Source organism: Inquilinus limosus (assembly GCF_051487185.1).
Taxonomy (GTDB): Bacteria; Pseudomonadota; Alphaproteobacteria; order DSM-16000; family Inquilinaceae; genus Inquilinus; species Inquilinus limosus_F.
The window spans coordinates 217,799-229,715 of the sequence record NZ_JAHVDK010000009.1 but is presented as its reverse complement, the minus strand read 5'-3'; the positions used below and the strand labels follow the sequence as shown (position 1 = coordinate 229,715).

12 protein-coding genes and 1 pseudogene are annotated in these 11,917 nt (G+C 69.8%); 4 read left to right on the top strand and 9 right to left on the bottom strand.

Annotated features, from left to right (window positions below; translation table 11 throughout):
• The 4 genes and pseudogenes from KXR53_RS13020 to KXR53_RS13005 form a co-directional block, all read right to left on the bottom strand.
• Positions 1–455, bottom strand: a pseudogene (locus KXR53_RS13020) (sorbosone dehydrogenase family protein); the annotation flags it as partial.
• Between the two features lie 15 nt (positions 456–470).
• Positions 471–1,634 carry a baeRF3 domain-containing protein gene (locus KXR53_RS13015; RefSeq protein WP_437375591.1) on the bottom strand — a complete coding sequence of 388 codons (1,164 nt, stop codon included), beginning with the start codon at positions 1,632–1,634 and terminating at the stop codon, positions 471–473.
• Between the two features lie 31 nt (positions 1,635–1,665).
• The gene (locus tag KXR53_RS13010; protein WP_437375590.1) at positions 1,666–1,968 is read right to left on the bottom strand and encodes a DUF2934 domain-containing protein; all 303 of its coding nucleotides are present in this window, start codon (positions 1,966–1,968) and stop codon (positions 1,666–1,668) included.
• Between the two features lie 79 nt (positions 1,969–2,047).
• Positions 2,048–3,487, bottom strand: a complete 1,440-nt coding sequence (locus KXR53_RS13005) for a PAS domain S-box protein (RefSeq protein WP_437375589.1) — start codon at positions 3,485–3,487, stop codon at positions 2,048–2,050.
• 339 nt (positions 3,488–3,826) lie between these two features.
• On the opposite strand from KXR53_RS13005, the gene KXR53_RS13000 reads away from it, so the two are divergent.
• On the top strand, positions 3,827–4,999 hold the full coding sequence (locus KXR53_RS13000; RefSeq protein WP_437375588.1) for a helix-turn-helix domain-containing protein: 1,173 nt from the start codon (positions 3,827–3,829) through the stop codon (positions 4,997–4,999).
• 38 nt (positions 5,000–5,037) lie between these two features.
• On the opposite strand, the gene KXR53_RS12995 is transcribed toward KXR53_RS13000, so the two are convergent.
• The gene (locus KXR53_RS12995) at positions 5,038–5,586 is read right to left on the bottom strand and encodes a DUF4142 domain-containing protein (RefSeq protein ID WP_437375587.1); all 549 of its coding nucleotides are present in this window, start codon (positions 5,584–5,586) and stop codon (positions 5,038–5,040) included.
• Between the two features lie 151 nt (positions 5,587–5,737).
• Here KXR53_RS12995 and KXR53_RS12990 point away from each other — a divergent pair, with 151 nt between their 5' ends.
• Positions 5,738–5,926: a DUF3008 family protein gene (locus tag KXR53_RS12990; RefSeq protein WP_437375586.1), complete on the top strand. Its 189-nt coding sequence runs from the start codon at positions 5,738–5,740 to the stop codon at positions 5,924–5,926.
• Between the two features lie 11 nt (positions 5,927–5,937).
• Here KXR53_RS12990 and KXR53_RS12985 read toward each other — a convergent pair whose 3' ends face one another.
• Together KXR53_RS12985 and KXR53_RS12980 are read right to left on the bottom strand one after the other, a co-directional pair.
• Complete coding sequence (locus KXR53_RS12985; protein WP_437375585.1) at positions 5,938–6,234, bottom strand: hypothetical protein; 297 nt, start codon at positions 6,232–6,234, stop codon at positions 5,938–5,940.
• A 303-nt stretch (positions 6,235–6,537) separates the two neighbouring features.
• Positions 6,538–8,310: an MFS transporter gene (locus tag KXR53_RS12980; RefSeq protein ID WP_437375584.1), complete on the bottom strand. Its 1,773-nt coding sequence runs from the start codon at positions 8,308–8,310 to the stop codon at positions 6,538–6,540.
• A 187-nt stretch (positions 8,311–8,497) separates the two neighbouring features.
• Between KXR53_RS12980 and KXR53_RS12975 the strand changes: the two genes are divergently transcribed.
• Both KXR53_RS12975 and KXR53_RS12970 read left to right on the top strand, forming a co-directional pair.
• Positions 8,498–9,352: a hypothetical protein gene (locus tag KXR53_RS12975; RefSeq protein ID WP_437375583.1), complete on the top strand. Its 855-nt coding sequence runs from the start codon at positions 8,498–8,500 to the stop codon at positions 9,350–9,352.
• A 5-nt stretch (positions 9,353–9,357) separates the two neighbouring features.
• Positions 9,358–10,899 (top strand): ABC transporter substrate-binding protein, encoded by a 1,542-nt coding sequence (locus tag KXR53_RS12970; RefSeq protein ID WP_437375582.1) that lies wholly within the window; start codon positions 9,358–9,360, stop codon positions 10,897–10,899.
• A 24-nt stretch (positions 10,900–10,923) separates the two neighbouring features.
• Here the strand turns inward: KXR53_RS12970 and KXR53_RS12965 are convergent, their stop codons facing one another.
• On the bottom strand, positions 10,924–11,271 hold the full coding sequence (locus KXR53_RS12965; RefSeq protein WP_437375581.1) for a DUF3088 domain-containing protein: 348 nt from the start codon (positions 11,269–11,271) through the stop codon (positions 10,924–10,926).
• 114 nt (positions 11,272–11,385) lie between these two features.
• On the bottom strand, positions 11,386–11,844 hold the full coding sequence (locus tag KXR53_RS12960; protein WP_437375580.1) for an Lrp/AsnC family transcriptional regulator: 459 nt from the start codon (positions 11,842–11,844) through the stop codon (positions 11,386–11,388).
• Between the last annotated feature and the right edge of the window lie 73 nt (positions 11,845–11,917).

The window sequence follows — 11,917 nt, the reverse complement described above, 5'->3', positions numbered from 1 at the left end:
TCGCCGTCGGTGTCGCGCAGCAGGGTGATGCGATTGGCGCTGTCGACCCCGGCACCGGCCCGGGCCTGCGCCGCCCGATAGATCCAGCCCCTGATGCCCTTCCCCTCCTCCGGCCGCTTCGGCGCGTTGCTCTCGGCCACCAGCACGTCACCATTCGGCAGCACCAGCAGCCAGCGCGGGTGGTCGAGCCCCTGGGCGAAGGCGGTGACCGCGAGCCCGGCCGCCGGGATCGGCGTGGCGCCCTCGGGCCAGCCCTTCGCCGGGGCGATGTTGACGGTCGGGACCAGGGATGTGCGGGGCTGAGGCAGGGTCGGGCTCGGCCCGGTCGACGCCTGCTCCGGCAGTTGGGCGTCGTCGCCGGTGGTGGCGAGGAGATAGACGCCCCCGGCTGCGGCGGCCGCGACCACCACGACCGCCAGGAGCGTCAGGACGACGGCCTCTGCCGTCACTCTCATCGGTCGGTTCTCAGCTCAGTAGCGCAGCGCGGCCGCGGCCGGAACCGAACGCGGCAGCCGGGCCCGCGGCAGGCTGAAGGCGACGCCGCCGGTCGCCAGCGTCATCACCGCCGCGAGGTTGAGCAGATCTTCCTCGCTGCCCTCCGTGCCGCTGGCCGCCACCGCGCCCCGAGGCTCGTCGAAGCGGCCCCAGATCGTCTCCTCCTCGGCGACCAGCACGGCATCGACGCGGCCGTCGCGGGCGGCGGTCAGGATCTCCTCGAGCTTGAGCGAGGCGGTCGGCTCGCCCCGGCCGAGCCGGCCGCTGATCCGGTCGAGCACCGGCTCCGCCCTCGCCTCCTCCGTCGGCAGCAGGGCCAGGGCGGCGGCGTGCAGCTCGTCCTCGCGCATCCGCGCCGGATGGCGGCTGACGAAGTCCTTCAGCAACTCCGGCCAGGAGCCGGCGCTGCGGACATGGCCGGCCAGCTCCGGCTCGGCCACCAGGACGACGGGGGCTGGATCGCCGGCCAGATGCCGGCGCACCGCCTTGACCGAGTGGCGGATGTAATCGATCAGTTGGGTCTTGTGCAGTTCCGCCGGGCTTTCGTAGCTGTGCCGCGTCGATACGGCCGCCTCGCCGGCGCCGCCGCGCCCGGGCTGATTGGCTTGGCGTGTGACCTCGGTCTCGGTCTCCGCCACCACCTCGCTCAGCGAATGCGGCAGGTCGGGCGGCGTGATGTCGCGCCAGGCTTCGCGCGTCGCCGCCAGCAGCCGCGTCCCGCCCGCGCTCATCGCCAGGATGTGGAAACGCGCGCCCGGGCCCAGCCGCTCGAGGATCGGTCGCAGCAGGAAGCGGCGGCCGATCGCGCTCACATCCTGCGGCGGCGCCTCCCCAAGCGGCAGGGTCAGGGCCCTGTCTTCCGCCAGGAACAGCGCGAAGCCGGGGTCAAGTGCGGCGAAATCGGCGCTGGACAGGGACAGCTCGCCGGCAGCCAGCAGCGTCTGCCGGCGTTCCGGCTCCAGGTCCCGGCTCTGCAGCCGCTGCTCCAGCATCTGCCGCAGATGCTGGGTCTTGGCGCCGCTGGCGCCTACGGCGCGCTGCACCGGATCGGTCGCGACATAGAGGGTGACAGCGGGATCATGCGCGGCCAGGAGCCATTCGCGATCCGCTGGGGTGATGGCGGCTGTGGTCTGCGGCATGGCGGGCGTCCTCTGGGGGATGGGCGTCGGTTCAATCGGAGCGGTCGCGCTTCCGTTTCGGATAGTCCGGGCGCTCCGCCTGGTCGGCCCGTCCCCGCGCCGGCAGGTCGCCCAGATTCTCCACCGCCTCGATCGGCTCGACCGGCTCGTCGCGGATGGCCTCCTCGCCCTCCGTCGCCACCGGGTTGGGCCGGGTGGCGTCGCGCTGGCTGTCCTCGATGGCGATCAGCTCCCGCGCCATCTCCCAATGCACCTTTTCCCGACCGGATGGGCAGCCCTCCTCGAGCCAGATGCGGTGAGCGCGTTCGCGGATGCGCCGTTCCAGATCGTCCATTGCGGCCTCCCGGGCGATGGCCCTTCTGCCAGGCGAACGGGCGCCAGGGAGAGGAGGTTCCGGCCCCGGGAATGCGGCGTCACCCGGTCAGGCGGTCCACCGGCATGTCCATCCGGATGGTCAGGCCCTCGTCGCCCCAGTGACGCACGATCCGACCCTGGAGCTGGCCTTCGACGGTGCCGTCGATCAGCCAAGTGCCGAAGCCCCCGCCATTGCCAGAAGCGCTGGCGATCGGCGGCCCGCCGCGTTCCGTCCAGCGCAGCGACAGCATGGCGTCCTCGACCCTCCAGTCGACGGCGACCTGGCCCGAAGCGGTGGACAAGGCGCCGTATTTGGCCGCATTGGTCGCCAGCTCATGCAGCAGCAGGGCCAGGCCGGTCACCGCATGACCGCCGATGGTCACGTCCGGCCCCGCGATCGTGATGCGCTCGTCGCCGTGCTCCTCGTAGGGCAGGACGATGGTCCGCAGCAACGTCTCCAGCGTGGTCGGCGTCGCCGCCTGCTCCCGCTTCAGGTCCGGCAGGGTCAGCTCATGGGCGCGGGCCAGGGCGCTGAGCCGGTTCCGCACCTGTTCGGCCAGATCCTCCGGCGACCGGGCGTTCCGGGCGCTCAGGGAGATGATGGCACCGGCAAGGGCGAACAGGTTCTTCACCCGGTGGTTCATCTCCCGCAGCAGCAGGACCTGGCGTTCCTGGGCCCGTTTCCGCTCGGTGATGTCGCGGGCGATCTTGGAGGCGCCGACGATCTGGCCCTTCCGGTTCCGGATCGGCGAGATCGTCAGCGAGATCTCGACCAGGCTGCCGTCCTTGCGGCGGCGGATGGTCTCGAAATGCTCGACCCGCTCGCCCCGCCGGATGCGGGCTAGGATCTCCGTCTCCTCGCCCAGCCGGTCCTCCGGGATCACGATCGTGATCGGCCGGCCGATCGTCTCAGCGGCGGTATAGCTGAACAGCCGCTCGGCGCCCGGATTCCAGTGCGTGATGATGCCGTTCAGGTCCTTCGCCACGATCGCATCCGCGGAGGATTCGATGATCGCGGCCAGCCGCTGCGCCGCCTGCTCGCCCCAAACGCGGTCCTCGGCCTCGACCCGCTCGGAGATGTCGACCAGCATGTTCACGGCGCCGATCAGGCGGCCGGACGCATCGAACAGCGGCGTCGGATAGGGGATGAACGGCACACGCGTGCCGTCGGGACGTTCGGCCGCCGCCTCCATGCCCCGGATCGCCCGCCGCTGCTTCAGCGCCAGGGCCATCGGGCACTGGTCGTGTGGCAGCGGCGTGCCGTCCGGCCGATAGAGCTTCCAGGAGCCGCAGAACTCGCTCTTCCCCAGTTCCGGGCGGCAGCCCCACAGCTCCGCCGCGGCCTCGTTGTAGAAGGTGATGCGCCCCGCGGCGTCGGTGGTGTAGATCGCTGCCGGCAGCGCCTGCAGTATCTGCTGCGCAATCCCCTCTTCGGGGAAAGGAGCCGGCGAAGTCGGCCGTGGTGCCGCGGGCGATCTGCCCCGGATGCTGCTGTTCATCAGGTGCCCCTCTGGAAGTCGAACCCGCCAGCGCCGAAGCCGAAGGCTGGGATAAGGGGCCGCATGAGTCAGCCGACCGCAGGTGTTCAACACTAGCCCACCGCGACAGAACCCACAACACGGGAGCGAGACGACACCCGTCGAAAGTCGACACTTCCTTTCCCCAGCAACCGGAGATGAATTCGGCCCGGGAATAGCATTTGAAGATTTTCCAGGTTCGGTGTGTCTATTTTGCCTGCCGATGCTCTCCGAAGCCCCGGACGGCAGGGAACTTGCGTGGCTTGTACGCGTTCTAAAAGGACGACAGGACCAGAGCGGAGCTGCACGATGCCATTCCGAATGGCCGCATCTCCTGGTGTTTCCGGTCCGTCCCGGCCCGCGAGCCTTCGGCCGGGCCGGCGGACCGACGAGCATCTGCGCGCCCTTCCGCCGCATGATCTCCTCGACCCCGCGATCAAGAAGCGCTTCGTCGGCGCCGAGCAACGCCGCCTGACGAAGGGAGACCGAACCGATTGGGGCGACCGCGACTGCCTCCATCTCGTCAGATCCGGTTGGCTGGCCCAATTCCGCACGCTGACCGACGGCCGGCGGCACATCCTCCGCTTCCTCATGCCCGGCGACCTGGTGGGCGTCTCGTCGCAATTCTCCGGCTCGGCGCCCGCCCCGGCCGTCGCCCTGACCGACACGCGGGTGGCGACGGTCGCCATGACGGATCTGATCGACCACCCGTCGGATGTCGCCCTCCGCCAGTTCTGCGTCATCCTGGCGCTGGAGAATGCGCAGGCGCATGAAACCTTGCTGTCGCTCGGATGCCTCGATGCCGACGAGCGGCTCGCCGCGCTGCTGCTGGGCCTGTTCGAACGGGCCACGACCAGGGACTTGGTCAGCGACCGCGGCCTGCGGCTGCCACTGACCCAGCAGGATCTAGCCGACGCCTTGGGGATCTCCCCGGTCCATACCAACCGGATGGTGATGAAGCTGCAGCGCGCCGGCCTGATCCACCTGAAGAACGAATGGCTGCAGATCCTCGACGGTCCTGGGCTGGAGGCGGTCGCACAATGGCCGCGGCCGATGGCCTGGGCGGGGCGCCCCGACAAAGGGGCCGAACCGCTGTCGCGGGACATCCACCTGTCGGCCCGGCCCGGGGCTTCCCCGCGGCCCACACGCGCCGCCAAGCGCATTCTGGTCGTCGAGGACGACCAGTTCCTGGCCCTGCATCTTCAGGCCATCATCCGCTCGCTCGGCTTCGAGGTCCTCGGCCCGGCCGGCACTCTCGAGAACGGCCTGCGCCTGGCCGAGACGGATGATCTCGACGCTGCCGTCCTGGATGTGCGGCTCGACCGAGGCCAGCGGGTCTTCCCGGTGGTACGGGCGCTGCAGCGGCGCAGCATCCCCTTCTCCTTCGTGACCGGCTACAGCGACCCGGAGGTCGACCGGTTCCACGCGCCGGTCATCCGCAAGCCGGTCGAGACCGGCAGCGTGGCCGCGGTGATCGAACGGCTGATCCACTGAAGCCGGGCTTGCCGGCCGCCGCGGCAGCGCTCCGCCGCTCAGCGCAGGCCGGAGAGGATGGTCTGGGCCTCGTCGAGATGGCGCTGGACAGTCGGCGTCATCTCCATCGCCACCGCCTTCAGATTGGGATCGCCGCCGGATTCGCCGTAGCTCTGCTGCAGCTGCAGCGCCTCCTGATGCCCTTCGACCTGGCCCTGCATGTACTGGCGGTCGAACTCGGAGCGCGGCACCGATCGCAGCGCGGCCAGGGCGTCCTGGCGCTCGCTGTCGAGCGATGTCGGGAACTGGGCCCCCAGGTTCGAGGCCATAGCGGCGGTGCGGATCTTGTCGTTCGCGTCGGTGTGATCCCGGATCATCATCCGGGCGAAGCTCCGGACCTCGGCGCTGCGGGCCCGCCTCTCGGCGACCTGGCTGGCCTCGACCTCGAACAGGCCGCTCTGGCCGGCGCTCTGCACATACATGGCCGGATCGATCTGAGGGGCCGGCGCCGTCGTCGCCATCTGCATCGGCTCGCTTTCGCGGCCGCACCCCCCGAGCGCGAGCGAACACGCGATCGCCGCGGTGGACAGCACAAGAACGGCCTTCATGACAAATCTCCCTGTCTGGCCGGGAATATACGATCGCAACAGGACGAAGGTGTCAGGCGTTCCGGATCGAACCGCCGAGCCGGGAGCAGCGGAACCGGCCGGCGCGGCCGGCCGTTCCCGGTACTGACAGCGACAATCGCGGAGGCAGACCATGCCGGCGAAATCGAAGGCGCAGCAGAAGGCCGCAGGCGCGGCCCTGGCGGCCAAGCGCGGCGAGCAGAAGGTCAGCGACCTCAAGGGTCCGGCGAAGTCGATGTACAAGTCGATGAGCGAGAAGCAGCTCGACGACATGGCCTCGACCAAGCGCAAGGGCAAGCCCGAGCACGCCGCCAAGCACTGAGGAGCGGGCCGCTAGACCAGTCGTTCGATGGCGTTCGCCTGGTCGGAATTGTCCAGCACGTCCATCAGCTCCGACGGGGTGAGGTCGAGCCCATTCTCGCTCAGCAGCGCCACCGCCAGGGTGCAGGCCATGGCGCTCTTCTCGTTGTCGGACAGCGGGTCCTGCTTGTGCATCATCAGTTGCCGCAGCCAGATCGCGAACTCGATCGGGGTCATCCGGCCGTCCCGCACCTGGCCGAGCAGCGTCAGCGTCAGATGGGCGGCGCTTTCGAACTCGATCGCGGCGAAGGGATCGATCGGAGGTTTCATTCCCGGCGTGCCGCGTCGTTCATTGTTCTTGCCATCGGCCCGGCGGCCATCATTGAAAACCGGTCCAGAACACGGGCTGGCTAGAATATCGTCGGCGCCGGTAGATGACCATCCGTTATCGAATGAAGTTCCGAGACCGAACGGCACTCGAATGCCTGAGATCGGCTGCGGTTCCTTCCGATCAACATCGATCGCGGCGAATATCGACGGATATCCGACAGAAATACGAAGCGAGGCGAGAGAGAATTCTCTTCAAGAGAAGATGATGAACACCGCGGCCGGTCTTCCGGCCGGCCCGGGCCGCTACTCTGGACTGGCGACGCGGACTCCCGAGGACTGCAGGTCCGCTGCCTGTCCCTCCGCCGGCCGGTCCACGCCGCGCGCCGGCTTGGCCGGAACATCGGCAGGCCGGGCGGCCGGCATCCGTCGGCCGCGGCGGCGCCAGCTGATGGCGTGGTGGAGCGAGGGCGGGGCCGGCCCCTGATGCAGCCGGCCGACCCGGTCGATCAACTCGCGGTCGGCCGCGGTCAGCCGGGCCAGCAGTCGCAGATGCTGGTACCAGCTGTCGACGAAATAGACCTCGATCCATTTCATCCGGTCCGCGGCGTCGCGGAACAGCGACCAGCGGCTGGCCCCGTTGCGCAGCCGCGCCTCGCGCAGCCGGGCCGCGGCGCGGACGAAGTCGCGCTCCTGCTCCGGCCCGATGCGGTACTCGACCACCACCATCACCGCGTCGCGGCGCGGATCGATCGGCAGCGCCGGCAGGTCCAGCTTGCGCATGGGAGCTGCGCGCAGGTCGATCAGGGCGATGTCCGGGATCTTGAGCCGCAACGCCCACAGCACGCCGGCCAGCAGGGCGCCGCCGCTGACCGCCAGCGTGGCGGCGACGCCGAGGCTCTCCGCCACCGCGCCCCAGGCGACCGAGCCGAGCGCCAGACCGCCATAGAGCGCCATCTGGTAGATCGCCATGGCGCGGGCCTTGACCCAATCCGGCACCAGCAGCTGCACCGCGGTGTTGTAGGTCGACACCACCGCGATCCAGGCGACCCCGCCGAGGAACAGCACCGGCATCACCACGGCGGTGACATGCACGGTGCCGAGCACCACCAGAACCGTCGCGAAAACGAACGCCGAGGCGGAGATCAGCCGGCTGGTGCCCAGCTTGTCGCGCGCCGGCTGGACGACGAAGCCGCCGCAGACCGCGCCGATGCCGAGGGCGCCGAGCAGGATGCCGTAGCCGACCGCATCCTCGCCGAGTTGCTCCAGCGCCAGCAGCGGCAGCAGCGCCCAGACCGAGCTGGCGCAGAAGCCGAAGATGAAGGACCGCGTCGCCACCCGCCGGGTCACCAGCGAATGCCGGGCGAAGCGCAGCCCCGCGGTGACCGCCTCGCGCAGCGTCTCCGGCGGCAGGGCGGAGCGCGCCGGCCGCCATTTCCACGACCAGACCGCCGCCGCGAGGCCGGCGAAGCTGGCGGTGGCGATCAGGAACACCCAGGATGCGCCGAGCCAGGCCAGCAGCAGGCCGCCGATCGCCGGCCCCAGGGCGCGGGCGACGTTGTAATTGATCGAGTTCAGCAGCACGGCGCTGGCCACCGCCGGCTTCGGCACCATGTCGCCGACCGCCGCCTGCCAGGCCGGCCCCTCCAGCGCATAGCCGATGGCGATCAGGAAGGTCAGCCCGATCAGCCCGACCGGCTCCAGGAGGTCGAGGAAGCCGAGCAGGGTGAGGCCGAGGCCGCCGAGGACGCAGCACCCCTCCCCCGCCAGGATCATCTTGCGGCGGTCGTGGATGTCGGCCAGTGCCCCGGTCGGCAGCGACAGCAGCACCAGCGGCACCGCCGTCGCCACCTGGATCATGGCGATCAGGAACGGGCTGGCCTGGGTCACCGTCAGCACCCAGGCGGCGGCGACCGACTGCGCCCAGTCGCCGAGATTGGCGAACAGGCCGGTGAACCAGATCAGGCGGAAGACCGGAACGGCGAGCGCTTCGACGAAAGGCTGGAGCAGCCGGGAGGGTACGGGCTCCCCGCCCCGCTCCACTCGCAGATCGTCCTTGGCGCCGACCGCCTGCTGCATCTGGCTCCGCCCCGCTGGCCGAGGTCTCATCCAGTCTAGGCATGCCCGGCTCGTCCGCGCAAAGATCTCCATCGATCGGGCTTTTTCGATTTTTGGACAGGCAAAATACATTCAGCCTTGCGGTGTCTGCCGGCCGTCCTAAGATGCGGGAACCGGCCGGTCGGCCGGATGCAGGGGAGGCAGAACGATGCGCGATCGCCCGGGCCATGGCGTGAAGCTGTCCTATTACGATTTCGGCCAGACGCCGTTCTTCGCGCTGCAGACGGACCAGCGCGTCTCCTACTGCCTCTACGTGCCGAAGGACTACGAGGAGGACGGCGACAAGACCTACAGCCTTGCCGTGCTGATGCACGGCACCGGCCGCACCGCCACCGCTTATCGCGACGGCTTCGTGGATTTCGCCGAGGCGAACGACTGCATTCTGCTGGCACCGCTGTTCCCGGCCGGACTGATCCAGAAGGGCGATCTCTCGAACTACAAGCGCCTCGCCTTCCACGACATGCGTTTCGACCTGCTGCTGCTGGCCATGGTCGACGAGGTGGCGGCGAAGTACCGGGTCCGCGCCGACCGCTGCCTGATGTTCGGCTTCTCCGGCGGCGGCCATTTCGTCCACCGCTTCCTCTATGTCCATTCCGAGCGGGTGCTCGGCGTGTCGATCGGCGCGCCCGGCTCGGTCACGCTGCTCGACTGGAATTATGATTGGTGGGTGGGCCTGCGCGACTTCGAGACGCGCTTCGGCCGGCCGATCAACCTCGCGGCGATGCGCCGGGTGGCGGTGCAGATGGTGATTGGCGGCGACGACACCGAGACCTGGGAGATCGTCACCAAGCCGACCGATCCGGGCTGGATGGAGGGGGCCGACCTGGCCGGCGGCAACCGGCAGGAGCGGATGCTGTCGCTGCGCGCCAGCTTCGAACGCCACGGCATCGCGGTGCGCCACGACATCGTCCCCGGCGTCGGCCATGAAGGCACCCGGGTGCTGGAGCCGGTCAAGGACTTCTTCGCTGATACGCTGGCGAAGCTCCGGGCCGAGGTGGCGTGACGGCCATGAGGCTCCTCGCCATAGCCGCCCTCCTCCTCGCCGCCGCTCCCGCGGCCGCGGCGGTGCCGACCCCGCTGTTGTCGATCGCGCTCAACGCAGATATCCGCAGCAGCAACCCGGGCGTGCAGCGCGACTTCAACTCCGACGTCGTGCTGAGCCACGTGACCGAAGGGCTGGTCGCGCTGCGCGAGGACCAGACGCCGGTGCCGATGCTGGCCCAAGGCATCGAGGTCTCGCCCGACGGCACCGCCTACACCTTCCGCCTGCGCGACGGCGTCACCTTCCACGACGGCCGGCCGATGACCTCGGCCGAGGTGGCATGGAGCTGGAAGCGCTATCTCGATCCGGCGACGCAGTGGCAGTGCCTGGAGCGCTTCGACGGCCGCAGCGGCCCGAAGGTGCTGGCGGTGGAGACGCCGGATCCGCGCACCGTCGTGTTCCGGATCGATCGGCGTAGCGCCTTGTTCCTGGTGAACATGGCGACGATCCAGTGCGGCGCCGTGGTGCTCAGCCCGTCCTCGCTCGGCCCGGACGGCGCCTGGGTCAAGCCGGTCGGCACCGGGCCCTATGTCTTCGCCGATTGGCAGAAGAACCGTCATGTCGAGCTGGCCCGGTTCGAAGGCTACAAGCCCCTGCCCGGCCCGCGCGACGGCCTGGCCGGCGGCAAGCAGGCCTTGGCGGAGAAGCTGCGTTTTGTCGTCATACCCGACCGCTCGGTGATGAACGCGGCCCTCCTCTCCGGCCAGGTGGACATCGTCCCCGATGTCGGCGCGACCGAGATCGAGGCGATGAAGGCGGCCGGCGCCCAGGTGACGGTCACCCCGACCCTGTCCTGGGCGGTGCTGCTGCTGCAGACGCGCGACCCGTTGCTGTCCGACGTTCGGGTGCGCCAGGCGCTGGCCCGGGCGATCGACGGCAAGCAGGTGGCCGAGGCGGCGAGCTTCGGCCTGGCGACGCCGAACCCCTCCGCCATCGCCACCGCCAGCGCCTATCATCGCGACGCCGATGCCGCCTGGCCGGCCTACGACCCGGCCGAGGCCGCGAGGCTGCTGCAGGAGGCGGGCCACGCGGGCGCCGCGATCCGGATCCAGACCAACAACCGCCCGACCGGCCAGCACGAGGCGGCGCTGATGGTCCAGGCGCTGCTCGCCGGCGCCGGCCTCGATGCGCAGATCGAGACGCTGGACTGGGCGACGCAGCTGCAGAACTACCGCGAGGGCAAGTTCCAGGTCTCGGTCTTCACCTTCTCCGGCCGGCCGGACCCGGCGCTGGCCTTCGACTCGATCATCGGCAGCAAGGACGAGGACCCGACCAGCCAGTGGGAGGACCCGCAGGCGATCGCCTGGCTGGCGGAGGCCAAGACGGTGGAGGACAAGGCGGCGCGGCAGGCGATCTTCGACCGGCTGCATGCCCGCATGGCCGAGCAGGTGCCGGTGATCGGCCTGTTCAACCCGGTGCAGGTGACGGCGGCCGGACCGAAGGTCCGCGGCTATGCCGACTGGGCGCCGGGCACCGCGCGGCTCTGGGACGTGTGGAAGGAGGAGTAGCCGGGCCCTGGCCTCTCTGGCCGATCAGGGATGCGGATCGGGGAAGCCGTGGCGTCGTGACAGGGCGGCGAGGATGCGATCCTTGCCGGCGATGAAGCGGACCGCGCCGTGGCTGTCGGCTTCCGCATCGGCCGGGCTCCCCTCGCCCAACACCAGCAGCGGCAGGGACTGGTTCTGCTCGCCGACCACCGCCACGACAGCCTCGCGCGGCCGTGGCCAGGGAACCCGCTCGACATCCAGCTGCGCCGCCAGATCCGGGAAGGACGCCAGCACGCCCTCCAGCAGGGCGCAGTGCCAGCAGTAGAAGACCTGGCCGGGATAGGCCGGATCCTGGAAGCCCGGTCGCAACAGGAACAGGCGGTCACGGGTCATGGCGGTGCTCTCCTCGGCAGCAGCGCAGCGGATTCCCTCCGCTGATAGCGGCCGGCGCCGCCGCCGGCCAGCGTCGGCCGTGGAGAGCTGCCCCGCGATATCCGGCCGGCGTGGTCAGGTCCCGGAATTCCCCCGGATCACGCTGCGCAGGGCAAAGGCGGACTGGATGCGCAGCACGCCCGGCATGCGCGACAGCTGCTCCTTGTGGATGCGCTCGTAATCGGCCGTGTCACGAGCGACGACGCGCAGCAGATAGTCCGAGGTCCCCGTCATCAGATAACACTGGTCGACCTCCGGGCATTTCCGCACCGCAGCCTCGAAGCGGGCGAGATATTCCTCGGTCTGGCGCTCCAGCGTGATCTGGACGATGGCGATGGTCGGGTTGGCCACGTCCGGCTCGTCGATCAGCGCGGTATAGCCGCGGATGACGCCGGCATGCTCCAGCAGCTGGCGCCGGCGCAGGCAGGCCGACGGCGACAGCCCGACGGCCTCGGCCAGGTCGGCGTTGCTGATGCGCCCGTCGGCGCGCAGCGCCTGGATGATCTTGCGGTCGATGGTGTCGAGCGTGGTCATGCGTGGTTTCTGCGAAAACCGGTGAATTTCCTGCGAACACCAGACCATCCGGCCGCAGAAGGATCAACGGAAA

Bases quoted from the DNA above. Each gene is read 5' to 3' on its own strand.
- KXR53_RS13015 (WP_437375591.1), bottom strand. From the start codon at position 1,634: ATGCCGCAGACCACAGCCGCCATCACCCCAGCGGATCGCGAATGGCTC.
- KXR53_RS13010 (WP_437375590.1), bottom strand. From the start codon at position 1,968: ATGGACGATCTGGAACGGCGCATCCGCGAACGCGCTCACCGCATCTGG.
- KXR53_RS13005 (WP_437375589.1), bottom strand. From the start codon at position 3,487: ATGAACAGCAGCATCCGGGGCAGATCGCCCGCGGCACCACGGCCGACT.
- KXR53_RS13000 (WP_437375588.1), top strand. From the start codon at position 3,827: ATGGCCGCATCTCCTGGTGTTTCCGGTCCGTCCCGGCCCGCGAGCCTT.
- KXR53_RS12995 (WP_437375587.1), bottom strand. From the start codon at position 5,586: ATGAAGGCCGTTCTTGTGCTGTCCACCGCGGCGATCGCGTGTTCGCTC.
- KXR53_RS12990 (WP_437375586.1), top strand. From the start codon at position 5,738: ATGCCGGCGAAATCGAAGGCGCAGCAGAAGGCCGCAGGCGCGGCCCTG.
- KXR53_RS12985 (WP_437375585.1), bottom strand. From the start codon at position 6,234: ATGAAACCTCCGATCGATCCCTTCGCCGCGATCGAGTTCGAAAGCGCC.
- KXR53_RS12980 (WP_437375584.1), bottom strand. From the start codon at position 8,310: ATGCAGCAGGCGGTCGGCGCCAAGGACGATCTGCGAGTGGAGCGGGGC.
- KXR53_RS12975 (WP_437375583.1), top strand. From the start codon at position 8,498: ATGCGCGATCGCCCGGGCCATGGCGTGAAGCTGTCCTATTACGATTTC.
- KXR53_RS12970 (WP_437375582.1), top strand. From the start codon at position 9,358: ATGAGGCTCCTCGCCATAGCCGCCCTCCTCCTCGCCGCCGCTCCCGCG.
- KXR53_RS12965 (WP_437375581.1), bottom strand. From the start codon at position 11,271: ATGACCCGTGACCGCCTGTTCCTGTTGCGACCGGGCTTCCAGGATCCG.
- KXR53_RS12960 (WP_437375580.1), bottom strand. From the start codon at position 11,844: ATGACCACGCTCGACACCATCGACCGCAAGATCATCCAGGCGCTGCGC.